Consider the following 22,611-nt stretch of genomic DNA (forward strand, 5'->3'; position numbering starts at 1 on the left):
ACTGACATTTCTGATGGTAGAACCACACGTATGAGAGCATTAATAATTGAAGATGATCACACCGTTGCAGATCACATCCGCAATGGTCTTGAGTCGGCCGGACATGAATGCTTTCATCAAAGTGACGGTAAAAGCGGACTGAACCGTGCCCTTGATGAGCAATTCGATCTGGTCATTTTAGATATCATGTTACCTGAGATGGACGGCTTTACGGTGTTGGACAATATCCGTTCTTCGTCTTCCGGTTTACCGGTACTGCTTTTAAGTGCCAAGAGTCAGGTTGATGATAAGGTGCGGGGCTTGCGCTCAGGCGCAAATGATTACCTCACCAAACCCTTTGCCATTGAAGAGCTGCTGGCGCGGGCTGAAGGCTTAACCGGCCGCACTGCCACCAGCGCGAAAGAAACGGAATTATCGGTGGGCGACCTGACCCTGGATTTGCTGCGCCGGAAAGTAACCCGTGGCGAAACGGAAATCGATTTGCAGGCCAAAGAATTTCAGTTGCTGGAATGTTTGCTGCGAAACCGCGGAAAAGTGGTGACCCGCAGCATGCTGCTGGAGCGGGTATGGAATTATCACTTCGATCCGCAAACTAATTTAATTGACGTTCATATCAGCCGGTTACGACAAAAAGTAGATAAAACGTTTAATATACCCCTCATCGAAACTGTTCGCGGTACCGGTTACCGCATTTCAGAGGGTATCGCTTGATAGCAATTGGTGCGTTTACCCGCAGTTCCAGCTTCAGGGTAGGCGCATTATTTACCGCCCTGTCTTCTGCGGGCATTTTATTTATTCTTTATTTCTGGTCGTTGTCTGACGACGATAAACTGCTTACAGAAGCCCGCGCGGCTCTGGCCGCTGAGCGTTTTGCATTCGGTGAAATATACGCACAGGGCGGACTTAGCGCCCTCTCCACGAGTCTTGAAGGCCGTGCAGCCAGTTCTGACAACGACTCACTCCTTGCATTGCTCGGGCCGGACAATGCCATTCTGGCCGGAAACCTGTCGAAACTTCCCCCGCTGACCACTGACACAACGCCGGCCATAGTACCGGTGTCGCTACCTGATTATCTCCGTGAAGACATGTCTCTGCGCACAGAAAATCCGGACGCCAGTAACCTGTTGTACGATGTAGTGACCCTGGGCAATCATAAGATCTTTATAGCCCGCAACGTTGAAGCGCTGTACAGCAAACAGAAAATTGGACGTGCTCTTGGCTGGATCTTCGCCGTCATGCTGGTGATGATTGCAGCACTCAGCTTCGGTGTTGCCCTGTATGTGGTGAACAGAATCAACCGCATGTCTCACACGGCCAGCGACATCATGGATACCGGCGATCTCAGTGCCCGCATGGAAATCGACAGCAACTGGGATGATTTAAGTAAACTGGCAATCGTGTTCAATAAAACTCTGGATAAGATTGAAAACTCCGTCAAAAATATCAAACAGGTTTCAGACAATATCGCCCACGATTTGCGTACCCCGCTTTCCCGCTTACGCAGCAAACTGGAACGCATGGATGAAGGGGAGTTGCGGGACGAAGCGCTGGCTGAAGCCGACAACCTTTTGGCTATTTTTAACGGCCTGCTGCGTATTGCCGACGTGGAAAGTGAGCGGCAGCGTGCCGGATTCGACAACGTGGCCCTGCATACTGTTGTTGCCGATGTGGTGGATTTATACGAACCTCTGGTGGAAGATCAGCAGGTATCTCTGACCTGCAATATCGAGCCCGTTGAAATTGAAGGTGATATGCACCTGCTGTTTCAGGCATTGAGCAATTTACTGGATAACAGCCTGAAACACGCCAAAAATAACTGCCGTATTGAAGTTAACCTGATGAAAACCTCACACCGGATCATCATCGCTGTTTTTGATTCCGGGAAAGGCCTTCCTCCCCGCGAATTTGAAAACCTCGACCGGCGCTTTTACCGTGCAGAACAAAGCCGTACAACGCCCGGCAATGGTCTGGGCTTATCCATGGTCAGTGCAGTCACATCCCTTCACTATGGCAAGCTCTGGTTTGTCGATAACCCGCTGTGTACTCACTGCGGGTTCGGTGTAGTGATGAGTTTGCCCCTGCGGCAGACAAAGGCAAAACGACCGTCAGCAGATTAATCAGCCGTGATTCAAAATAGCCGGAATGCCGGGTAGCAAACCAACGAGCGCCATAACACCGGTCAGAACAACGAACATGATGCCGGGAATGATCCAGCGGTTCATTTTTGACAGTTCCGCGCTGCGTTCTTTACATCCGATTAAGCCCAGATTGTCCAGTAGCATGGTAAGTGACCAGCCAAATGCAGGGTTTACCAGTGATGAGGCAAATACCACGATGGCTGCCGACTGGGTGGTTTTGCCTTCTCTGGTCATTTCCATGCCCGCTTCAAGTAACGGCACAAATACGCCTACAATCAGTGCTACACAAAGCACAGGCTCCCAGATTGCAAGATCCATGGGATAGCCCAGCAGCCCTGCAGCAACACAGAACAGCGCCGTTAAGATAGCACCGGCGGGAATCGGACGTTTAGCAATAGCAGCAGGAACAATGTACGTCCCCCAGGAAGAGGTGAAGTTAGCGCCTCCCATGAGTGAACCGGCCACCTGACGGGTGGCTGCACTCACCATGGTGTCATCAATGTTCATCTGTACTTTTTCAGTTTTTGCCGGATAGCTGATTTTCTGAAACACCTGATGTCCCAGAAAGTCCGGTGACCACATTGCCACAGCCAGTACTGCGAAAGGCAGCACCACAATGAACTGCTCAATACCCGGCAAGCCCAGCATCCAGCCGGTGTTTTCTCCCCACCAGTACGCCGGATTCATATTTGGTAACCCCGGAGAGGTATGAAACTCAAACGGTGCGCCCAGCAAAAAGGCCAGCCCGCCGCCAAGCAGACAACTGAGCGGCACTGCCAGCCAGCGCTTCTTCCAGTGCTCAAGTAAGGCATAGAGTACAATTGTGCTGAGTATCACCACAAAGGCAATGTGCGCCATATCTATGCCCTGCGCCCATGCAAACAGCTTTTTCACCTGCGAGGTAGTGCCGATAAACCCCAGATACAGCAGGAGTCCCCCGCACACCCCTTTACTGGTCAGGTTAGCCAGCAAACTTCCACCTTTACTGATGGCCAGCAGCATGCCGAAGATCCCGATGAGCAGTCCGAATGCCATAGGATGTCCGCCGGCAGCAACCACAATAGGGATAAGCGGAATAAGCGGGCCGTGAGTACCGGCAAGGTTTGCGGTGGGCAGTAAAAAGCCGGAAAACAGTAAAATGAAGAACGCCACAATCACCAGCTCGTAACGCACGTTCTCCAGGATAAATGCATCGCCGAGCCCCAACTGACCGGCAAACGTGGCAGCAATGGCACCTACCATCACCACCTTACCAATGGTACCGGCGAGTGCCGGAATCGTGTCTTCCCATTCAAAGCGATAATCCCTGAACGGCAGATTCGGCCGCCACCTTTTAGGAGACATGATTTGTAACTCATGCTCAAGGTATTCATCCCGGCTTGAAAACTCTGAAGAAGGCTTGTGTTGTTCTGCGTAATCTGAAGTTGAAGGCTGTTGATGATTTAAAGATGGGTTTGTAAACCCGCTACCTGATCCCATACTTTCTCCGCATGTCTGGCTTAAGAAAAAAGCCATCCTAGAGCAAACACCACCCACCAATTGTTAATATAACTTGAAAAAATAAACATAAAACTAACACTAAAGGACATAAATGGTCGTCGCCGGACAATGAGCAACGGGGAAACCTGCGTTAACAAAGCACAGAAAAGAAGTAACAACGAGAACCTTTGTTTAACATTTATATAACACCAAGATATAAGCTATTAGTCGTATAGATGCTGTTAAGCGTAATAACCGGACTGATCATCTATCTCTGACCTGCCCGCTGAACCAAAACACCGCCATGCCGTAACGAAAATTGTAACGGGCAACCGCAACATTTGTATGCGCTGCCCGCTTCCCGTCGCGTTGTTCTGTACGCGCACTGTTTCAGACCTCTGCATCAGAGGCCTTTTCTTACAATTTTTAAGAAGGATTTTACTGTGACGACTTCCAGTCAGACTTCTGCCAGCAAGTACACATTATTTGTGTCTGCCCTGCTGGTTTTATGCGGTCTGCCATTGCTTGTTGGCGGTGGCTGGCTCGCTGCCGCAGGTGGCAGCTGGTACTATCTTCTTGCGGGTATTGGCATGCTGATCTCTGCTTTTCTTCTGGCCAGACAATCACGTGCCGGTGTGTGGATGTATGGCCTGGTTGTGCTGGGCACTGTTGTATGGTCCGCATGGGAATCCGGCCCGGACTACTGGCGCTGGGTACCCAGGCTTGATGTGGTAATGGTGCTGGCGCTCCTGGTCGCCTTAACCATGCCCCGGTTAAAACAACCATTCAGTAAGACGTTGTCTTACACGTATGCCGGCGCATCTGTGGCAATTTTTGTTGTAGCCTTTGCCCTCGCTTTTGTTCCCTACGGCTTTAATCAATACGATGCCGTTCCCGCTACAGCCAAAACCTCATTTTCAACCTACACCGGTCAGCTGGATAGAGCGGACCAGCCCCCCAGCGGAGACTGGCCGGCCTACGGTCGCGATAATGCTGCTACCCGGTACTCTCCCCTCACACAAATTAATACAGATAACGTATCCGGACTCACCCGTGCCTGGGAATTCAGAACCGGCGAGATGGACGTAAAAAGCTGGGGAGCGGAAACCACGCCTATCAAAGTGAACGACCGGCTTTATCTGTGCTCAGGCCTGAACAATATGTTTGCACTGGATAGTAAAACCGGTAAGCAAATCTGGAAGTACGATGCCGGACTGGATCAAAAAGATATTCCTTACACTGCCGCCTGCCGCGGAGTGGCGTACTACGAAACACCGGCCAGTGCGATGGCAGAAGGACAGACAACCTGTAAAGCCCGCATTGTCGAAGGCACCCTGGACGGCCGTATTATCGAAGTGGATGCGGATACCGGCAAACCTTGCGAAGATTTTGGCGACCACGGCCAGGTAAGCATCAAGGAACATATGGGAGAAACTCCCGACGGTTATGTAGCCATTACCGGCGTACCTAACATTGTTCAGGGAGTGATTATCACCGGCCATCAGGTTATCGACGGACAAGCCCGCTACGAACCATCCGGCGTCATTAAGGCCTACGATGCAGTGACCGGCGAACTGAAATGGGCATGGGATATGGTTCGCCCGGACATAGACACCATTCCTCCTGAGGGTGAAACCTACACCCGCGGTACGCCGAACATGTGGACTACAGGTACGGGCGACAACGAACTTGGTCTGGTTTATTTGCCTATGGGTAACTCAACTGCAGATTACTACAGCTCCATGCGCCGCGAAGAAGAGCATGAATATTCCAGCTCACTGGTTGCTATTGATGTAAACACCGGCAAGCCCGTCTGGCATTTTCAGACCGTGCATGCCGATGTGTGGGATTATGATTTAGGTTCTCAGGTTACTCTGCTCGACTTCCCTGTCGAAAACGGTACAGTGCCTGCGTTGATGCTGCCATCCAAACAGGGCGATTTGTATGTGCTTGACCGCAGAACAGGCAAGCCTCTCACCGGGGTGACTGAAAAACCTGTGGCTCAGGGTGGTGTTGAGCCGGAAGAGCGCTCAGCCACGCAGCCGGTAAGTGAATATCACGCTCTGCGCAAACCACCGCTGACAGCGCAGGATATGTGGGGGATCACACCATTTGATCAACTGGCGTGCCGCATACAATTTCAGGAAGCCGCTTATGACGGTATGTATACCCCGCCAACTGTCAATCAACGCTGGATCCAGTATCCCAGCTACAATGGCGGCTCTGACTGGGGAAGTGTAGCTATCGACCCTGAGCGTGGCGTTATGATTGCCAATTACAATGATATGCCCATGTATAACAAACTGGTTCCCCGCGACATAGTTGATAAAGAAGGCTGGCTGACCCGTGCAGAAGAGAATGAAAAGTTCGGTGGTCCGGCAGGCGGCGCTGAAGGTGCAGGCGATCCTCAGGTAGGCACGCCCTACGGTATTGATGTGAATGCTGGCTGGCGTCTGCCATTTACCGGCCTGCTGTGTAAAGAACCGCCTTACGGTGGGATACGTGCCATTGATATCGCTACCGGCAAAACCCTGTGGGACAGACCTCTTGGTACCGCCCGTAACAATGGTCCGTTCGGTATTGCCTCTCACCTGCCAATCAATATCGGCACACCAAACAACGGTGGCGCAGTAGTGACAGCCGGTGATTTGATTTTCATTGCAGCAGCCACTGACGGGCTTATCCGTGCTATCGATATAAATACCGGTGACACGGTATGGCAGGATGAACTTCCCACCAGCGCTCAGGCCAACCCTATGGTGTATGAACAGGACGGCAAAGAGTATCTGGTGATCATGGCCGGCGGCCACCATTTTATGGAAACGCCGGTGGGTGACTATGTCATAGCTTATGCCTTGCCCGATAACATCGCCCCCAGTGCTTCCGGTGCAGGTAGTACATCAGGACAGCTGTGATAGCTTTTTAGTAAGGGGGTATTCCCCTAATCTCAAACGCTTCCCTTCTCCGCCTGCCGGTGAGGGGAAGCGTTTGCCAGTTTATGTTCCGGTCTCCGTTTTCGGGATAAATCCCGGCACACGGAGGAACTCAAACAGCCGCCAAACACATGCCTTTAGTTTTGAAGAAATTCAGCTAACTTTTGCTTTTGTCGCCCTGCTGCATCGAAGTTATCAGACGCAAGCCAGGCTGCATATCCGGCCCGCATTTTTGCATACTCGTAATCCAGGATTGCATACCATGCGGTATCGCGGTTTCGCCCCTGTGTGACCAGCATCTGCCGGAAAACACCTTCAAAAGTAAAGCCAAAGCGCTCCGCTGCTGCTCTGGACGGGGCATTCAATGCATCACATTTCCATTCCAGCCGGCGGTATCCGAGTGTGATAAACACATATTCAAGCAGTAACAACATCACTTCTGTAGAAATCGCCGTGCGCTGCATCAAAAGTGAGTAAACCAGATGGCCGGTTTCGATAACGCCATTTGTCACATCGATTCTCATCAGAGAAACGGTACCGGCTGCACGACCTGAGACTTTATCGATTATGGCAAACTGATAAGGGTCTTTTTTAGCCTCTATGCCGAGCAGGAAGTCGCGGTATTCCTGCAATGACTCAAACGGCCCGTAAGGTAAATAGGTCCAGCTCCGCCCGTCTTCATTTTGCTGAAAGGCATGATACAGGCTTTCACCATGACGTTGTGCGTCGAGGCGTTCCAGACAGCAAAACTTGCCATCAATGCGCAATGCTGCCGGCGGCTCCACAGGTTGCCAGTCTGGCAAAGCATCGCCAACAGGCTGTCCGTATTCATTCAGTTTCATTTTGTACTTTTGCGGGGGTTAATTTGAACTGAAAGTACGCTACCACCGGAACTGTAGTAAGTGCCACTATTCTTTCACATTAAAGCGCCGTCAGCTGGCGACGACTGAAATTTCAGTCGCCGCTTACCGGTATAGAACAGCATGCAGGACTTTGCAGTTATAAAACTCATTGCTTCTGCATAAAAATAGTCACTTCCGCCATGGTGATGCCAAATTTCTTTATATAAGAACGATTCATCATGGTGTCTTCAGACATGCCAAAAAACCAGTCATCAAAGGCAACTTCGTAGGTGGTGTCGTCAACAGGCAAATCCATGCTGTAGGTAAAGTTGAAGGCATTGCCGTAACTGGTGCCCTTTGCGGTTCCCAGAATATCGCCCGCTTCACCGGCGTACCGGCCATTTCCCTGCGGAGTAATGCGCCAGGTGCGCTTTTTCACGCCGTCACCGAGCTGATAAGTGAAGGCCTCTTCAAGAATGAGTGCATCGCCTTCCTGACGGGCATTTATATCGACGATGAAGCGCTGCACCACTTCACCTGAACGGTCCTGCACAATGCCCCAGGCCTTAACGTCACCGCTGAAAAACTGATACAAATCGAATGCAGGCGTTTGCTGACGGTATGTATCGCCCTCAGGCGCGCCGGCGCAACCTGCCAGTCCTGTAACAAAGGTAACAGCAAGCAAAATACGTAAAACTGATTTCATTTTCTCTCTCCGGTCAGGGCTTTGCGAACAGCAGGCTCTGAGGTGTTTTCCGCCAGCCAGATAGCAAAAAATGCGTCAGTAAACGCTTCTTCCTCAACTTTGCCCAGCGGTTCGTCGTTATAATAAAACTGTGTATTTCCCTGACTGTCAGCCACCCCAGTCAGGCGGTCGCCCTCTTCAACATCAGGAAACAGCGCTTTCAGTTCCTTTTCCCAGCGGTCAAGAACGGCTTTGTCAGAGATCCCCTGCTCCTTCATCTCTTTCACCGACCGGTCTGCAATGTCTTTGCCGTTAAAATCGCGCAGGTAGGTGAGTTCAAGGGCGAACGGACGTTTATCCTGCCAGCTGCCATCAGCGGTAAACAACCTGATGTCGTATACATCCCAAAACAGATAGCTGAGCCGTGATTCTCCGGCCAGTTTTGCCTTGTCTGGCCAAAATCCGGCCTCCGGATCAGAGACTGAATCTGCTGCGGCAGAATACATAAATACAGATAAAGCCAGCGCACCGGCCGTTTTCATAAACATGGGAAACCTCCGTTATCCGGAACAGGTAACTAATAGTGATTACAAGCTTTGCACCCGGCCTGATCATTCATTAACATCTGTTAATGTAGCTGTTCAGAACAATTTATATTAATGACCTCACCAATTTCTCTGCACGATACCGGAGAGCTATTGCTGCCTTCACCGTTGCAACCATTCCACCCTGACTGGCCGGGTGCGGATAAACTGAATCTGTTTATAAAACGGGATGACCTCATCCACCCGGTCATATCCGGTAATAAATGGCGGAAGCTGAAATATACCTTCAATGCTCTGCCCGCCGGTTGTGAACGCATCATCAGTTTTGGTGGCGGCTTTTCTAATCATCTTCATGCCTGCGGCTTTTTATGTGCATTGTCTGGTTTGCCATTCACGGCAATTGTGCGGGGAGATTACTCAACGAACCTTACTCCCATGCTGGAAGATTTGTATCGCTGGCAGGCGGACATCCACTTCGTTGATAAAAAAACCTACAAACTGCGGAATGATCCTGACTGGCTCTCGTCTTTATCTCAACGTTATCCCCGTTCAGTAACCATTCCGGAAGGTGGCAGTCAGCATCTCGCGCTGAAAGGCGTGGCAGAAATAGTTGAAGAATGTGATGTGAAATTTGATCATGTCGTCGTCCCCGTGGGCAGCGGCGCGACTCTGGCAGGGTTAATTACCGCACTAAAAAAACCACAGAGCGCAACAGGCATTGCAGTGCTTAAGGGTGAAGCGTACCTTGAATCACTGGTAGAGAGCCTGCTTCCGCCGGACACCGCGATGCCTGCATGGCAGATTCATCATCAGTATCATTGCGGTGGTTACGGCAAAGCACCCGAAGAACTGAAAGCGTTTTGTAATGATATGCAGCGCAGCTACAACATACCTGTTGAGCCTGTCTATTCAGGGAAAATGTTTGCTGCCGTTAAAGATATGATTGCCAACTGTCAATTTTCCTCTGGTTCTGCTGTGTTATTAGTGCATACTGGAGGTCTTCAGGGCGCACGGTGATGTGATCTGAACGGGCACTTTCCCCGTTTCAATGCACATATTCTGTCTGCTTAAAGATTATGTGCAGGGTTATCTTTTTCGTTGAATTTTTACACTTAAAAATCAACACGTTTTATCAGGAGAACCAGATTGATTAATAATCCGCAACAATTGCCCGAACCACTGCAATTGCTGGTTAACCGCTCACTTCATCTCTGTGAACTTATGCTTCCTCACTGCAGCGCGTTGTATCCTTTTGCTGCAATTTATGAAGATGGCCGCGTCGGCTGCCTGTTTGCTGACGACCGTTGCCACGGCGAAAATGAAAGTTACCTTATCGAACAGCTTCAATGGCGAATCATCGATACCACCACTGATACTGACAGCTACAGTGTGCTGGTATACGCCGCAACCGTTACCACAGACAGACACAAACAACTCAACGCCATTGCCATCAATGCCGGTCATCCAAACGGCGATGAAACTATGCTACTGTATCCCTACTTCCGGGTCGGGAAAAAGATTGTGGTATCCCCGCCAATTCCGGGCTGAAAAATTGCTGGTTACCGGCTAACTTTGCTTGCCAAAAAGTTGATGTCTGCTAGCATTCAGCGCAAATTTACCTAACGTCACGGGAAATAAAAATATGTCTCGCGTTTTAATTATTGGTGCTGGCGGTGTTGCCGCTGTAACAGTGAAAAAATGTGCCCGCCTGCCAGAATATTTTGATGAAATTTATCTGGCCAGCCGAACTGTATCCAAGTGCGAAGCCCTGCAAAAAGAAGTTGGTGCTGATCGCGTAAAAGCGGTTTATACCGTTGATGCTGACAATGCTGCTGAAGTTGAAAAACTGATTAACGAAGTAAAGCCTGACTTGCTGATCAATCTGGCGCTGCCGTACCAGGATCTGCCAATCATGGACGCGTGTCTGGCAACCAAAACAGATTACCTGGATACTGCGAACTACGAACCCAAAGACGAAGCTAAATTCGAATACAGCTGGCAATGGGCTTATCAGGATAAGTTCAAAGATGCCGGCATTATGGCGTTGTTAGGCTCAGGGTTTGATCCGGGCGTAACGAACGTATACACCGCTTACGCTGCAAAGCACTACTTTGACGAAATCCATTATCTGGATATCGTTGACTGTAATGGCGGCGACCACGGTCAGGCATTCGCGACTAATTTTAACCCTGAAATTAATATCCGTGAAATCACTCAGCGCGGCCGTTTCTGGGAAAATGGCGAATGGAAAGAAACTGATCCGTTGAGCGTGCGTGAAAATCTGGATTACCAGAACATTGGTGTCCGTGCGTCTTACCTCATGTTCCACGAAGAACTGGAATCGATTGTTAAGCACTTCCCTACTCTGAAACGTGCCCGTTTCTGGATGACTTTCGGTGATGCTTACCTGAATCACCTGCGCGTGCTTGAAGGTATCGGCATGACCAGCATTGAGCCTGTGGATTTCCAAGGTCAGAAAATTGTCCCTCTGGAGTTCCTGAAAGCGGTATTACCTAACCCGGGTTCACTGGCTGAAGGCTACACAGGTCAAACGTGTATCGGTACCTATATTACCGGTGTGAAAGACGGCAAAGAGAAAACTATCTTCATCTACAACAACTGTGACCATGCAGTCTGTAATGAAGAAGTGGGCGCACAGGCCGTATCGTACACCACCGGTGTTCCGGCCATGCTTGGCGCAATGATGATGCTGCAGAACAAGTGGAAAGCGCCAGGCGTATGGAATATGGAGCAATTTGATCCGGATCCGTTCATGGAGCAGCTGAACATTCACGGTTTACCGTGGCATGTTATTGAGTGTGACGAAAGTCCGTTCAAACGTTAATTGGAGACAACAGGTTGACTGATTTAACACAGCGAAATGATATTCCTTCTCCCTGCTATGTGCTGGAAGAGGAAAAGTTAATTCGTAATGTGACGTTGATGAAGCGTGTTCAGGACGAATCCGGCGTGCGTATTATTCTTGCGCTCAAAGGGTTCTCTATGTGGTCCAGCTTTGACATCATCAAACCTTACCTGCACGGTGCAACAGCAAGCTCAGTATGGGAAGCTAAACTGGCCGCGGAGATGGACAAAGAAGTCCATGCATACTCTCCGGCTTACAAGCAGGCTGATATTGCTGAGCTGAAAAATCTGGTCAACCATATCTCGTTTAACAGCATCAATCAGTGGCATACCCACCGTGAAGCGCTGGGCGGCATATCCATGGGATTACGTATCAATCCTGAACATCAGGAAGCTGATACCCCGTTATATGACCCGGCTGCCCCCGGCTCCCGCCTGGGGATCCGTGCTTCTGAGCTTGAAGGTGTGGATTTAACAGGTATTGAAGGTTTTCATTGTCACAACCTGTGTGAGTGTGATTCCTTCGCCACTGAACGCACATTGAAGGCCATTGAGGCACGGTTCGCTAAATGGCTGCCGTCACTGAAATGGCTCAATCTGGGCGGTGGTCACCTGATGACCCGTGCCGGTTATGATGTTGAGCATTTAATTGCAACGCTGAAAGACTTCAAAGCCCGTTATCCTCACCTCGATGTGATTATGGAACCGGGTTCTGCCGTTGCCTGGCAGACCGGACCATTAATCGCCGAAGTAGTCGATATTGTTGAGAATGAAGGCAAAATTGCCATTCTTGATATTTCCGCCACTGCACACATGCCGGACGTTCTGGAAATGCCTTACCGTCCTGCTATTTTGGGTGCCGGTGAACCGGGCGAAAAAGCTCACGATTACCGTTTAGGCGGTAATTCCTGTCTGGCGGGTGATGTGATTGACACCTATTCCTTTGATAAACCGCTGGAAATTGGTGACCGTTTGCAGTTTGAAGACATGATCCATTATACAATGGTGAAAACCACGTTCTTCAACGGTGTTGAGCATCCGGGGATTGGCATTCTGCGGTCAGACGGAACCTTTGATCTGATCCGTCAGTTCAGCTACGAAGATTTTAAAGGCCGTTTGTCTTAAAACGCGCCGGCAATAAACGAAAAGACTGCCTTGAAAAATCAGCAGTCTTTTTTTATGCCTGCAAGCTGAACTCCGCCCTGCTTAAACTTGTATCAATACTACTTTAAAACAGGAAACAGCATATATGTGGCAGGACTTTAAGAACTTCATTGCAAGAGGCAACGTACTCGACCTCGCCGTTGGTATAATTATCGGTGCAGCGTTCACTACTGTGGTGAAGTCACTGGTGGACGACGTGCTCATGCCGGTCATTGGCATGTTCACGAACAACGTGGATTTTTCTGATCTGTACGTCAATTTATCAGGCGGTGAATTCGCTTCTGTTCAGGCTGCACGTGAAGCCGGAGCCGTGGTTGTAAGCTACGGTCTGTTCATCAATGCGCTAATTAACTTTCTTATTGTTGCTGGTGTTGTATTTATGATGGTGCGCACTTTCAACAAGCTGAAAGAGAAAGCGGAAGATCCGAAGGATAAAACCGTAAAGACGCCACGTGATATCGCATTGCTGCAGGAAATCCGTGACGCCCTGGTGAAAAAGAACGAGGGTTAGATAACGCAGCTACCGCGGCAGATACCGGTGTGACTGACGCGGTCATCCAGCAGCAATTCTCCGTCCAGAAGAATCTTAAACTCCGTCCCTTCCGGTGCACTGATACTGTACTCGAGCCCGTACATGTGCTCTTCGTGCACATGGATCTTCGCTTCTTTATGCGGGTAAATCAGATCATAGACACCATCATCATTACGCTCGGCCACTACGTCGAGCATCCATGTTCCCTTGTTGATTTCGATAGACAACGTCTTTTCAATCATGGTCGCTCCTGTTTTCCTTTTTTACTGTGCAGATTTGTATCCACATGCATGAACTGCGGATCAATCATCTTTATCCGTGATGGGTGTTTCTCCGTTTTCCGGTTATTCCCCATCCATCTCCAGACCAGCCTGATACAGCGCATTCTTTTTAAGGTTATAGTGTTCCGCAACAATGGCTGCCGCTTTTTTCAAAGGCAACAACGGCTTAAGTGACGCCAGTAGTGATAATGCTTCCGGCGGCAACGCTTTTTGTTGAGCAGCAGCCGGGCTGATCATCAGTACAAATTCCCCTTTCTGACGCACCGGGTCTTCCTGCAGCCACTCAGCCACGTCCTTTGCTGCACCATCAACGTAAGTCTCAAAGGTTTTGGTCAACTCCTTTGCCAGCACAATATGACGGTGTTCGCCAAGGGTCTCACAAACATCCTGTACAGTATCCAGTACCCGTCTTGGCGCCTCGTAATACACCGTTGTGAATGTCCGTTCGCTCAACCCTTCCAGTACTTGTTTACGCGGTCCGGTTTTGGGTGGCAAAAAGCCTTCGAACATAAATTTATCTGTGGGCAAACCGGATGCACTCAGCGCGGTGATCGCGGCACACGGGCCGGGTAATGCCACAACAGGGATCCCCTCTTCACGGCAACGGCGAACCAGTATAAACCCCGGGTCGCTGATAAGAGGCGTACCGGCATCACTGACCAGAGCAACAGCTTCCCCGTCTTTTAAACGCTGGCATAACATGGCAGTGCGTTTATCTTCATTATGCTCATGCAATGACAGTGTGCGTGTATTGACGGAAAAGTGCTGTAACAGTTTATGAGTATGCCGGGTATCTTCTGCTGCAATCCAGTCCACTTCCGACAAAATGGTTAATGCCCGGGGTGAAATATCATCCAGGTTGCCAATCGGAGTGGGAACAATATAGAGCGTTGCAGATTCAGACATAGTGTTATCTCATACAAAATAAAAAGCGCAGGTAACTGACATTAGCGGCGGCGCTGAAACCGGCGCAGCGGATGCGTAGCCCGCCGGACACCCTGGCAGGAGCTGTTGTATCCGGATTGTAGCATGACGAAGGGACAGTTTATCGCTGCAAACATAGATTTTCTGTGTGTTTTCGTTACACTGACGTGGTTTCTCATCAGAAGGAATTTTCGGTGAATTTGTCTGCAGGTTGCCTCCGCTTCTCACAACTTACTCTCATTGCCAGCGCGTTAGTACTCGCCGGTTGTGGCAGTACACCTAAAACCGTGCAATCCCGCGCGCCGGTTGAATCAAACACTCAGGTACCTGTAGTGAACATAGACGACTCTCCGGAGTCGCTGATTAAGAAAGCCCGGTCTGCATGGGAGGACAACCATGATGCCGTTCAGCGTAACCGCTATCTGCTTGATGCCGCAGACCTGTACCTGCAAAAAAATGAAAGCACTAAAGCACAGGCAATACTGCTGTCATTAAAAGAAGATGGCGTAGAAGAAGAAAACCGTCTTCGTTTGAATTTCCTGATTGCAACTTTGTATAACGGCGATGACGCTGCCAGCGACGACGAATTACTGTCACTGCTGTCTCCTCTTGCTACGGCCGGTGATCTGAAGCGCCGCAAGCAGGCGCTGCGTGCAACGATACTTGAGCGCAAGCATGACTGGACAGGAGCAGCAGAAGCGTATGCAGAATCACTGGAACCTTCTGTACAAAGTGTGGAGAAAATCTGGGCACTGGTTAACCATGCCACACCGTCTCAGCGACAACAGGCTCAGGCATCCTCCGCCACACTCCGGCCTTACCTTGCTCTGTATGACCTGGCAGCAACGGAAGGTTTGTCTCCGGCAGGCTTAAGCCGCGCACTGGTTCAGTTCAATCAGGTTTATCGCGGACATCCGGTCAGTGAATATATGCCCGCCAGTGTCGTTGCCGGTGCGGAATTACGCACAGAGCAACCCCGTGAAGTAGCCGTATTATTGCCTTTAAGCGGCAAACTTGGCGCAACGGGCACAACAATTAAAGAAGGCTTACTCTCCGCTTATTACGACCAGGCCAGCGCTCTGCGCGCAGGTGAACAACCGGTATCACTGAACTTTATTGATACCCGGAACAAAACAGCGGATGAATTGCTTAACGCAATACATGGCTACAAATGGGTGATTGGGCCGCTATTGAAGGAAAATGTCGAAGGTATTATGCACCGTATCCCTGCCGGCACCCACCTTCTTGCCCTTAACCGCGCCGACGCAGTAGCAGCCGGAGATAACCTGCAAGGTTTAACAGGCAATACGTTGACGTCAGATGTTCCTTCGCTGGCAGACATCACTGAACAGGCCGGGAATGCCCTTAATCTTCAGCCCGCAGCCACCTCTCAGCAAGCTTTCTTCGCCCTTGCGCCGGAAGATGAAGCAACCCAGCTTGCTGATTATATTTACCAGAACGGATTTAAAGCGCCTATCGTCGTTTCTGCTCAGAACAGCATCAATCAACGTATGGAAACTGCGTTCACTACCCGCTGGCAGGAATTAAATGGCAATAAAGCACAGGGAAAACAGGTTAAATTAACCACCGTGCAATTTACCGACAGCAATAGCCTGCGTGAAGGCATTACTCAGTCGCTGGACGTGGCTCAAAGTCACGACAGAATTAAGCAGATTGAGTACATGGTTAACGAAAAACTGTATAACGTGCCCCGCAACCGCCGGGACGTAGATGCCATCATTGTTTTCGCATCGCCTGAGCAGACTGAATTGCTGAACCCCATGGTAGAAGCCAGCCTGAGCCCTTTCAACGGGCAGACAGTGCCGGTTTTCGCCACCTCCCGTTCTATTGAGTATGACGACACCAAAAACCAGTGGCGTGATTTGCAGAATGTGCGCTTTCTGGACATGCCCTGGATGTTGCCACAGCATCAGTGGCAAACCTTGCAAAGCCGCTCAGAAAACCTCTGGCCACAGCGTTCAACGCAAATGTCCAGGCTGTTCGCCTTCGGTGTAGACGCTTACAATCTGCTTCCTCACATGCCATCCATGATGGCTTTACCGCAAACACAACTGTCCGGATTAACCGGTACACTCAGCATTAACACTCAGGGCGATGTAGTTCGTACCCTGCCCCAGGCAGTGATCAGCAACGAAGCGGTTCAAATGCTCTCCTCAGGAAAGGCTGCCGTACCGGGACACTGACATTATGGCCACTGCCAGAGATACCGGTTTACGGGCTGAGCAAACAGCCCGCCACTACCTCGAAGGACAGGGCCTGCTTTTTTTGTGTTCAAATTACACCGCGAAAACCGGCGAACTGGACCTGGTGATGCGGGAAAATGACACCCTGGTCTGTATTGAAGTAAAGTATCGTGATGACGATGGCTACGGCAGCGCTGCAGAGTTTGTTACGCCTTCAAAGCTCAGAAAAGTCAAACGCACCTTTGAACATTATATACTGTCATGTGGTCTTAACCCGATACACACACTCGCGAGAGTGGATGTGGTAGCATTAGATGGTGATAAGTTACAATGGCTTAAGAATGTGTGAAAACCGTGAGTGGTTCGCTGAACGTGGACGCCCGCGGATGATCAGTGAAATACTATGATAGAAAAAATAAAAGAAAATTTTACCGAGAGTATTCAAACCAAGATTTCTGCTATCGAGGTATTACCGGAAGCTATTGGTAAAGCCGCGTATATGATGGTTGATGCGCTGATCAGAGGAAATAAAATTCTGAGTTGTGGCAACGGCGGCTCGGCCAGCGAAGCGCAACGCTTTTCATCGGAAATGCTTAACCGGTTTGAAAGGGATCGTCCCAGCCTGCCGGCCATCGCCATGAATACCGATACCTCAACCATGACCTCCATTGCCAATGACGCCAGTTATGATGAAGTGTTTGCCCGTCAGGTACGGGCACTCGGTCAACCGGGTGATATCCTGCTGGCCATCAGCAGCAGTGGCAATTCAAGAAACATCATTGCAGCCGTGGAAGCCGCACTTTCCCGGGATATGACTATCGTCGCACTGACCGGAAAAGATGGTGGTGAAATGGCCGGATTCCTCAGTGAACATGATGTTGAAATCAGGGTGCCTTCTAACAGAACGGCGCGAATTCAGGAAGTTCATCTACTTGTGATTCACAATTTATGTGAATGTATAGATGATATATTATTCCCTGCAGATCACGGAGACGAACATTAATGTGGTGTAGTACAAGGAAGGCAGCATCCGCTCTGGTTATATTTTCTCTGCTCAGCAGCGTTCAGGGCTGCGCAGTGGTGGCCGTCGGCGCAGCCGGTGCGTTGACAGCTAAAGTCGCCAATGATCGGCGAACAGTAGGTACCCAGCTGGACGACCAGACCGCAGAAGGTCAGGTGTCCTATCAGTGGTCTAAAAGTGAAGCGCTGAAGAAAGGGGCTAATCTTCAGGTTGATATTTACAACGGTGTCGCCCTCATCACAGGACAGGCACCCAGTCAGATCCTCATCGATGAAGCTATAGCCGGTGTGGAGAAAGTAGAGTACGTTAAAAAAATACACAACCAAATCCGCCAGGCAATGCCCATTGACGCCTCGACACAGGCCAACGATATCTGGCTGGCATCAAAAGTAAAAACTAAGCTGGTGGCCGACGAGCGGGTTCCTTCTTTGCAGGTCAGAGTGATTGTTCAGAACAGCGAAGTGTTTTTAATGGGCAGAGTCACTAATCAGGAAGGCACCTATGCGGTCGACATTGCCCGTAACGTAAATGGTGTTACACGGGTCATCCGCGCCTTCGAGATCATGTAAGCGTCAGCTTATCCCGGTCGGATACAGACAAATAAAAAATGCTGGCAGTGCCAGCATTTTTTATGAGTAGTCGTTTTTTAAGTACTTATTATCCGGTTTATTCATTTCCGGCTTTAGCTTCCGGGCCAGATAATTTTTAACTTATTTTGTCCGCTGCGCGGATTAACTGTTTACCACTTCCTTCACAAAGGCACTCAGCGCTTCGTCCTGACTGTTACTGAAGAAACATTCCTGGAACTGCGCACCACCGGTTGCCGTTTTCAGTAAGTCTTCAGGTAAGGCTGCCAGAGCTTCAAGGATTGGCTTGTTTGTCGCCGCCTTCACATCATTCAGAATGATGGCATTGGCATTCTGTGATTCACGACGCTCCGGCGGATAACCCAGCCCGGTCTCACCGGTAAACGCTTTTTCAAACATATAGCGCACATTCAGTTCTGCACCCCAGCCAAAACCCTTAGCAAAAGGCAATGCCAGCGCGTTACCGTTATTAATCTGGGCAAACAGATAGGCATCAGCAGGATCGATACAATAGCCACAAACAACACCCGGCCAGGCGTTCAGTGACATCAGCGCGCCCTGCCCTGTACCGCAGCCTGAAATAACAAAATCAACCGCTTTGCTGTTCAGCAATAAAGCGGAAATAATACCCAGATGGATATAAGTCAGACGGTGGTCGTTGTCATCTTTCATTCCCACATTGAACACTTCGTGACCCTGCTCAGCAGCCACAGACTCAAGTTGTTCAAGTACAACGGCGTTTTTGGACGCCTGACTAAATTCATTCATTAATGCAATACGCATGGAAAATCTCCAAACAAAGTTATGGCGGAAATGTTGGCGATAATTCCCGCCAAAGTAAACGCCCGGCGGTGTGTTTCGCCGTTTCGTTTCATATATGGAAAAATCCTCTCAAAGGTAATCCTGTCAGCAATGTCGGCGTCTTATGAAATAACATGTACAATAGTGTTTCTGCGAATTCAGAGCGCCTTCCGGGCGGTTCTTTTGAATGTCATTGCACCGGAGCGAAATTGACATGGCCGCAGACGCACAAAAGGTGAATAATGGATAAATACCTGATCCCCAGCGTAACTCACGCCTGCCAGATCTTTCGCATACTTGCAGCTTCCTCACAGGGCATGACCATGCACGACATTGAGCAGCAGCTCGATTTACCGCGCACGACACTGTTCCGGTTGCTGCGTACCCTTTGCCATGAGCAGATGCTGGAGAAAAAAGGAAAAATTTACCGCTGCGGAAATGAACTGACACGCCTTGGTTTACATATGATCAATGCAGACCATATGCATCAGCTTGCAATCCCGCACATTCAGCGGCTTGCACTGAAAAGTGGTCATACTGCACACCTTGCAGTACCCAATAACGGGAAAGTGCTGATCGTGGAAGTCGTCGACAGCCCGAACCCGATGATGGTATCGAAACGTCCCGGCGGACAGGCTCAGATGCACTGTTCCTCCACCGGTAAGGTTTTTCTGGCCTTTTTGTACAGAGAGAATCTGGATTTATATATTGCAGAGCATCCGCTGGAACGACATACCGCTTACACGATAACAGACAAAGCCAGCCTTGAAGCGGAACTTCAGCGCATTACGGCTCTCGGCTACGCCGTCGACGAACGGGAACTGAATGAAGATGTGCGTTGTCTGGCGGTGCCGGTGCGGGACAACCGCGGTATTGTCGTGGCAGCAGTGGGGATCACGGCTCCGGCAGTAACTTTCAGTCAGGCATCAGTACCTGAAGTCGCAGAGTTAGCGAAAGAAGCTGCCCGTGGTATCTACAGAGATGCTTATCAATTGCGTCGTCAGAACGACGCCTGACCACACATTTAAACGGAAATAATGAGTAAATTTGACCGCAAAACAGCAACCGCATTACTGGTTGCCGCCACACTGTTTATGGAAATACTTGACGCAACGGTGATCAGTACAGCACTGCCCATCATTGCTGCCGACTTTGATGTTGCTGCCGCCCATTTATCCGTGGGCATATCAGCCTATCTGGTAGCCGTGACGGTTTTCATTCCCATCAGCGGCTGGGCGGCTGACCGGCTGGGTCCTAAAACGGTTTTTTGTGCGGCAATCTGTGTATTCGTGATTGCGTCAGTGCTCTGTGCCATCAGTACAAACCTGTATACTTTCACCGGAGCCCGAATTTTACAGGGACTCGGCGGAGCCATGATGGTGCCCGTAGGCCGGCTTGTTGTATTACGGGCGTTACCGAAAAATCAGATTGTAAGAGGCATGGCAATCCTTACCTGGCCTGCCCTCGCTGCACCGCTCATCGGCCCTGTGCTGGGCGGATGGATAGCGCAGACATTCAGCTGGCACTGGATATTTTTAATGAATGTCCCCCTTGGCATCATCGCTCTGGCCATAGGCATGGTATTGATTGAAAATCATAAAAGTGAGCCGCAGCGCTTCGATGTCACGGGATTTCTTTTAAGCGGGATTGGTTTCGGCCTGTTCATGGCGGGACTGGAATCATTCAGCGGCCGGCCTGACTCTCTGCTGGTGCCCGGCATTCTCACCTCATGCGGACTCGTTCTGTTAATTCTCACTTTCAGACACATGGCTGTTTCACCCGGCCCGCTTTTTTCACTGAAGGCGATGTCCGTAGCCACCTTCAGAATAACTGTAATCGGCGGCTCAGCAATCCGGATAGGCTTATCCAGCGCACCGTTCCTTATTCCCCTGATGCTCCAACTGGCGCTGGGATTCACACCGGTGGAAGCCGGTACGCTGTTGCTCTGGTTGTTTGCAGGTAACCTGGCCATTAAGCCGGCAACAACATGGATCATGAATACATTCGGATTCCGCACTGTACTATTGGCCAACACTGTATTTATTGCTGCCGGATTCGCCGCTATCGCACAGTTTGATGCTTCCACTCCGTCATGGTTAATGGCGCTGGTACTGTTTATCAGCGGCATGAACCGCTCAATGCACCTCACCGTCCTCAATACCATCAGCTTCGCGGATATTCCGCAGCATGAAATGCGGGATGCCAATACCTTAGGTGCTGTACTCATGCAGATGACACGTGGTCTGGGTATCACCACCGGCGCCCTCGCCCTTGCGCTGGCCACAGTGATAACCGGCTCCTCAACGGAAAATCCGTCGGTATTTGATTTCAGCCTGACCTTCTACATGATGGCCGCCGTCTCTTTACTTGCGCTCATAGACAGTGCAAAACTGCCTGCTAACGCAGGTGATGCTATTTTAAATAAGCGGGCCGCCATCAAAAGCTAGTTCGTTTAAAGTAACAATGCCGGTTCCTGTTTGAGTTACCAGTTAATAGCGATGAGCCGGGTTACGTGATAGTGTCAATGTTTGAAAATAGTATGCTCCGGTTGCGTGTGGATTATGAAGATTTATTGCTTAGTTATCGGGGCGGTGTTTTTGCTTGGCTCTGTGCTCCTGATGCTACACCGTCTTTATTTCATTTTTCGGGCCATTAAAGTACCTGCTGTAGTGGCCGCAAAAGTGTACAGGAACGCCAGTACAGAAACCCGTTCCAGCAGAGCGAAAGTTCTTAAACTGACATTCGAACATCCTGCGTCAGGTCAGGAAGAACATATTTGCGATACCAGCTTACTCACGCCTATTTTTAAGATAAATGATAAATTGTACCTGTCAGTGCGGAATAACAAGGTTCTGATAAACCATTGGTTTTACCTGATTCTGGCTCCCGCTGCGCTGCTAATTTTTGGTGTAGTGTGTATTTATACCTCCTCTCAAATGTAATACTGTGGAATGCCTGAAAATGTCATTGAAAGTTATGGTGAATACATGCAACTCAATACAAAAAGCGATGAACTGACAGAAGATAATTGTGGTCTGTTAATTGTAGACATTCAGGGTAACCTTGCCCGACAGGTCCACGACAGTGAGCTGTGCATAACGACGACTGAAAAGTTGATCCGCTGCTGTACAGCTTTATCGCTGCCCGTCATCGTGCTAGAACAGAACCCGCAGGGTCTCGGCGATACAATCCCTCAGTTAAAGCAGCATCTTCATGCCTTTCCATTGATTGAGAAATACCACTTCAGCGGCTTTGCAGAAACGGCTCTGAAGTCTGAACTGTCAAAAAGCAAAGTGAAAAACTGGCTGGTTGCCGGTATCGAAGCTCATGTTTGTGTGTATCAAACGGTAATGGATATGACCGCTGCAGGCTATCAGGTTCACCTTGTTACCGATTGTGTGTCATCACGCAAGCAGGCAGATCGTAATTTGGCCATCAATAATATGCTCAACGCCGGCGTCCGGCTCACCAGCTTTGAAATGCTCGTATTCCGGTTAATGAAAACCTGTCATCACCCCGCCTTCAAAACTGTGCTGAACATACTGAAATAGCCCGTCTCTTTCTAAAATGCCGGTGATTGCAGGCTCTGCAGGTTTACGCATGCTTAACA

The 22,611-nt window shown here is 49.8% G+C and carries 22 protein-coding genes; 15 read left to right on the forward strand and 7 right to left on the reverse strand.

Going from position 1 to position 22,611, the window contains the following annotated elements:
• Positions 1 to 30: 30 nt before the first annotated feature.
• Positions 31 to 711 carry a response regulator transcription factor gene (locus J3369_RS15705; protein ID WP_303572813.1) on the forward strand — a complete coding sequence of 227 codons (681 nt, stop codon included), beginning with the start codon at positions 31 to 33 and terminating at the stop codon, positions 709 to 711.
• On the forward strand, positions 708 to 2,117 hold the full coding sequence (locus J3369_RS15710) for a HAMP domain-containing sensor histidine kinase (protein ID WP_349588582.1): 1,410 nt from the start codon (positions 708 to 710) through the stop codon (positions 2,115 to 2,117). Before J3369_RS15705 ends, J3369_RS15710 begins: the two co-directional genes overlap by 4 nt.
• On the opposite strand, the gene J3369_RS15715 is transcribed toward J3369_RS15710, so the two are convergent.
• Entirely contained in the window at positions 2,118 to 3,617 is a 1,500-nt protein-coding gene (locus J3369_RS15715) for a DUF3360 family protein (protein WP_349588584.1), read from the reverse strand.
• A 443-nt stretch (positions 3,618 to 4,060) separates the two neighbouring features.
• Here J3369_RS15715 and J3369_RS15720 point away from each other — a divergent pair, with 443 nt between their 5' ends.
• On the forward strand, positions 4,061 to 6,532 hold the full coding sequence (locus J3369_RS15720) for a membrane-bound PQQ-dependent dehydrogenase, glucose/quinate/shikimate family (RefSeq protein WP_349588586.1): 2,472 nt from the start codon (positions 4,061 to 4,063) through the stop codon (positions 6,530 to 6,532).
• Positions 6,533 to 6,687: 155 nt separating this feature from the next.
• Here the strand turns inward: J3369_RS15720 and J3369_RS15725 are convergent, their stop codons facing one another.
• From J3369_RS15725 to J3369_RS15735, 3 genes are all read right to left on the reverse strand, one after another.
• Positions 6,688 to 7,392 (reverse strand): GNAT family N-acetyltransferase, encoded by a 705-nt coding sequence (locus J3369_RS15725; protein ID WP_349588588.1) that lies wholly within the window; start codon positions 7,390 to 7,392, stop codon positions 6,688 to 6,690.
• Positions 7,393 to 7,558: 166 nt separating this feature from the next.
• Entirely contained in the window at positions 7,559 to 8,098 is a 540-nt protein-coding gene (locus J3369_RS15730) for a DUF3833 domain-containing protein (RefSeq protein ID WP_349588590.1), read from the reverse strand.
• A complete protein-coding gene (locus J3369_RS15735; RefSeq protein ID WP_349588593.1) occupies positions 8,095 to 8,625 on the reverse strand; it encodes a chalcone isomerase family protein in 531 nt (176 codons plus the stop codon). The genes J3369_RS15730 and J3369_RS15735 overlap by 4 nt, the downstream gene beginning before the upstream one ends.
• Before the next feature lie 111 nt (positions 8,626 to 8,736).
• Between J3369_RS15735 and J3369_RS15740 the strand changes: the two genes are divergently transcribed.
• The 5 genes from J3369_RS15740 (at position 8,737) to mscL (ending at position 13,162) form a co-directional block, all read left to right on the forward strand.
• Entirely contained in the window at positions 8,737 to 9,639 is a 903-nt protein-coding gene (locus tag J3369_RS15740) for a 1-aminocyclopropane-1-carboxylate deaminase/D-cysteine desulfhydrase (protein ID WP_349588596.1), read from the forward strand.
• 129 nt (positions 9,640 to 9,768) lie between these two features.
• Positions 9,769 to 10,170, forward strand: coding sequence for a hypothetical protein (locus tag J3369_RS15745; protein ID WP_119502260.1), 402 nt, complete (start codon positions 9,769 to 9,771; stop codon positions 10,168 to 10,170).
• A 94-nt stretch (positions 10,171 to 10,264) separates the two neighbouring features.
• Positions 10,265 to 11,467: a saccharopine dehydrogenase family protein gene (locus tag J3369_RS15750; protein WP_349588598.1), complete on the forward strand. Its 1,203-nt coding sequence runs from the start codon at positions 10,265 to 10,267 to the stop codon at positions 11,465 to 11,467.
• A gap of 14 nt (positions 11,468 to 11,481) precedes the next feature.
• Complete coding sequence (gene nspC, locus J3369_RS15755; RefSeq protein ID WP_349588601.1) at positions 11,482 to 12,612, forward strand: carboxynorspermidine decarboxylase; 1,131 nt, start codon at positions 11,482 to 11,484, stop codon at positions 12,610 to 12,612.
• A gap of 124 nt (positions 12,613 to 12,736) precedes the next feature.
• Complete coding sequence (mscL, locus tag J3369_RS15760) at positions 12,737 to 13,162, forward strand: large conductance mechanosensitive channel protein MscL (RefSeq protein WP_349588603.1); 426 nt, start codon at positions 12,737 to 12,739, stop codon at positions 13,160 to 13,162.
• Here the strand turns inward: mscL and J3369_RS15765 are convergent.
• Positions 13,159 to 13,425 (reverse strand): hypothetical protein, encoded by a 267-nt coding sequence (locus tag J3369_RS15765; protein WP_303572802.1) that lies wholly within the window; start codon positions 13,423 to 13,425, stop codon positions 13,159 to 13,161. The two genes, mscL and J3369_RS15765, sit on opposite strands and share 4 nt — an antisense overlap.
• A gap of 102 nt (positions 13,426 to 13,527) precedes the next feature.
• The gene (rsmI, locus tag J3369_RS15770) at positions 13,528 to 14,370 is read right to left on the reverse strand and encodes a 16S rRNA (cytidine(1402)-2'-O)-methyltransferase (RefSeq protein WP_349588607.1); all 843 of its coding nucleotides are present in this window, start codon (positions 14,368 to 14,370) and stop codon (positions 13,528 to 13,530) included.
• Positions 14,371 to 14,582: 212 nt separating this feature from the next.
• Here rsmI and J3369_RS15775 point away from each other — a divergent pair, with 212 nt between their 5' ends.
• The 4 genes from J3369_RS15775 to J3369_RS15790 are packed head-to-tail and all read left to right on the forward strand — an operon-like array spanning position 14,583 to position 18,182.
• On the forward strand, positions 14,583 to 16,592 hold the full coding sequence (locus J3369_RS15775; RefSeq protein ID WP_349588609.1) for a penicillin-binding protein activator: 2,010 nt from the start codon (positions 14,583 to 14,585) through the stop codon (positions 16,590 to 16,592).
• A gap of 4 nt (positions 16,593 to 16,596) precedes the next feature.
• Positions 16,597 to 16,941 carry a YraN family protein gene (locus tag J3369_RS15780; RefSeq protein WP_349588611.1) on the forward strand — a complete coding sequence of 115 codons (345 nt, stop codon included), beginning with the start codon at positions 16,597 to 16,599 and terminating at the stop codon, positions 16,939 to 16,941.
• A gap of 54 nt (positions 16,942 to 16,995) precedes the next feature.
• A complete protein-coding gene (locus tag J3369_RS15785; protein ID WP_349588613.1) occupies positions 16,996 to 17,595 on the forward strand; it encodes a phosphoheptose isomerase in 600 nt (199 codons plus the stop codon).
• On the forward strand, positions 17,595 to 18,182 hold the full coding sequence (locus J3369_RS15790) for a BON domain-containing protein (RefSeq protein WP_349588615.1): 588 nt from the start codon (positions 17,595 to 17,597) through the stop codon (positions 18,180 to 18,182). The genes J3369_RS15785 and J3369_RS15790 overlap by 1 nt, the downstream gene beginning before the upstream one ends.
• Positions 18,183 to 18,344: 162 nt before the next feature.
• On the opposite strand, the gene J3369_RS15795 is transcribed toward J3369_RS15790, so the two are convergent.
• Positions 18,345 to 18,983: an RpiB/LacA/LacB family sugar-phosphate isomerase gene (locus J3369_RS15795; protein WP_119502269.1), complete on the reverse strand. Its 639-nt coding sequence runs from the start codon at positions 18,981 to 18,983 to the stop codon at positions 18,345 to 18,347.
• Positions 18,984 to 19,243: 260 nt separating this feature from the next.
• Between J3369_RS15795 and J3369_RS15800 the strand changes: the two genes are divergently transcribed.
• The 3 genes from J3369_RS15800 (at position 19,244) to J3369_RS15810 (ending at position 22,552) form a co-directional block, all read left to right on the forward strand.
• Complete coding sequence (locus J3369_RS15800; RefSeq protein WP_349588617.1) at positions 19,244 to 20,017, forward strand: IclR family transcriptional regulator; 774 nt, start codon at positions 19,244 to 19,246, stop codon at positions 20,015 to 20,017.
• Between the two features lie 21 nt (positions 20,018 to 20,038).
• The gene (locus J3369_RS15805; protein WP_349588620.1) at positions 20,039 to 21,448 is read left to right on the forward strand and encodes an MFS transporter; all 1,410 of its coding nucleotides are present in this window, start codon (positions 20,039 to 20,041) and stop codon (positions 21,446 to 21,448) included.
• Between the two features lie 540 nt (positions 21,449 to 21,988).
• Positions 21,989 to 22,552: a hydrolase gene (locus J3369_RS15810; RefSeq protein ID WP_349588623.1), complete on the forward strand. Its 564-nt coding sequence runs from the start codon at positions 21,989 to 21,991 to the stop codon at positions 22,550 to 22,552.
• The last annotated feature ends 59 nt before the right edge of the window (positions 22,553 to 22,611 follow it).

It is taken from the genome of Alteromonas sp. NFXS44 (assembly GCF_040148705.1).
Classification (GTDB): domain Bacteria; phylum Pseudomonadota; class Gammaproteobacteria; order Enterobacterales; family Alteromonadaceae; genus Alteromonas.

Excerpts from the sequence above, each read along its gene's own strand:
- J3369_RS15750 (WP_349588598.1), top strand. The coding sequence starts at position 10,265 with ATGTCTCGCGTTTTAATTATTGGTGCTGGCGGTGTTGCCGCTGTAACA.
- J3369_RS15805 (WP_349588620.1), top strand. The coding sequence starts at position 20,039 with ATGAGTAAATTTGACCGCAAAACAGCAACCGCATTACTGGTTGCCGCC.
- J3369_RS15800 (WP_349588617.1), top strand. The coding sequence starts at position 19,244 with ATGGATAAATACCTGATCCCCAGCGTAACTCACGCCTGCCAGATCTTT.
- J3369_RS15740 (WP_349588596.1), top strand. The coding sequence starts at position 8,737 with ATGACCTCACCAATTTCTCTGCACGATACCGGAGAGCTATTGCTGCCT.
- J3369_RS15715 (WP_349588584.1), bottom strand. The coding sequence starts at position 3,617 with ATGGGATCAGGTAGCGGGTTTACAAACCCATCTTTAAATCATCAACAG.
- mscL (WP_349588603.1), top strand. The coding sequence starts at position 12,737 with ATGTGGCAGGACTTTAAGAACTTCATTGCAAGAGGCAACGTACTCGAC.
- J3369_RS15730 (WP_349588590.1), bottom strand. The coding sequence starts at position 8,098 with ATGAAATCAGTTTTACGTATTTTGCTTGCTGTTACCTTTGTTACAGGA.
- J3369_RS15735 (WP_349588593.1), bottom strand. The coding sequence starts at position 8,625 with ATGTTTATGAAAACGGCCGGTGCGCTGGCTTTATCTGTATTTATGTAT.
- J3369_RS15765 (WP_303572802.1), bottom strand. The coding sequence starts at position 13,425 with ATGATTGAAAAGACGTTGTCTATCGAAATCAACAAGGGAACATGGATG.
- rsmI (WP_349588607.1), bottom strand. The coding sequence starts at position 14,370 with ATGTCTGAATCTGCAACGCTCTATATTGTTCCCACTCCGATTGGCAAC.
- J3369_RS15785 (WP_349588613.1), top strand. The coding sequence starts at position 16,996 with ATGATAGAAAAAATAAAAGAAAATTTTACCGAGAGTATTCAAACCAAG.
- J3369_RS15810 (WP_349588623.1), top strand. The coding sequence starts at position 21,989 with ATGCAACTCAATACAAAAAGCGATGAACTGACAGAAGATAATTGTGGT.
- J3369_RS15725 (WP_349588588.1), bottom strand. The coding sequence starts at position 7,392 with ATGAAACTGAATGAATACGGACAGCCTGTTGGCGATGCTTTGCCAGAC.
- J3369_RS15780 (WP_349588611.1), top strand. The coding sequence starts at position 16,597 with ATGGCCACTGCCAGAGATACCGGTTTACGGGCTGAGCAAACAGCCCGC.
- J3369_RS15795 (WP_119502269.1), bottom strand. The coding sequence starts at position 18,983 with ATGCGTATTGCATTAATGAATGAATTTAGTCAGGCGTCCAAAAACGCC.
- J3369_RS15790 (WP_349588615.1), top strand. The coding sequence starts at position 17,595 with ATGTGGTGTAGTACAAGGAAGGCAGCATCCGCTCTGGTTATATTTTCT.
- J3369_RS15705 (WP_303572813.1), top strand. The coding sequence starts at position 31 with ATGAGAGCATTAATAATTGAAGATGATCACACCGTTGCAGATCACATC.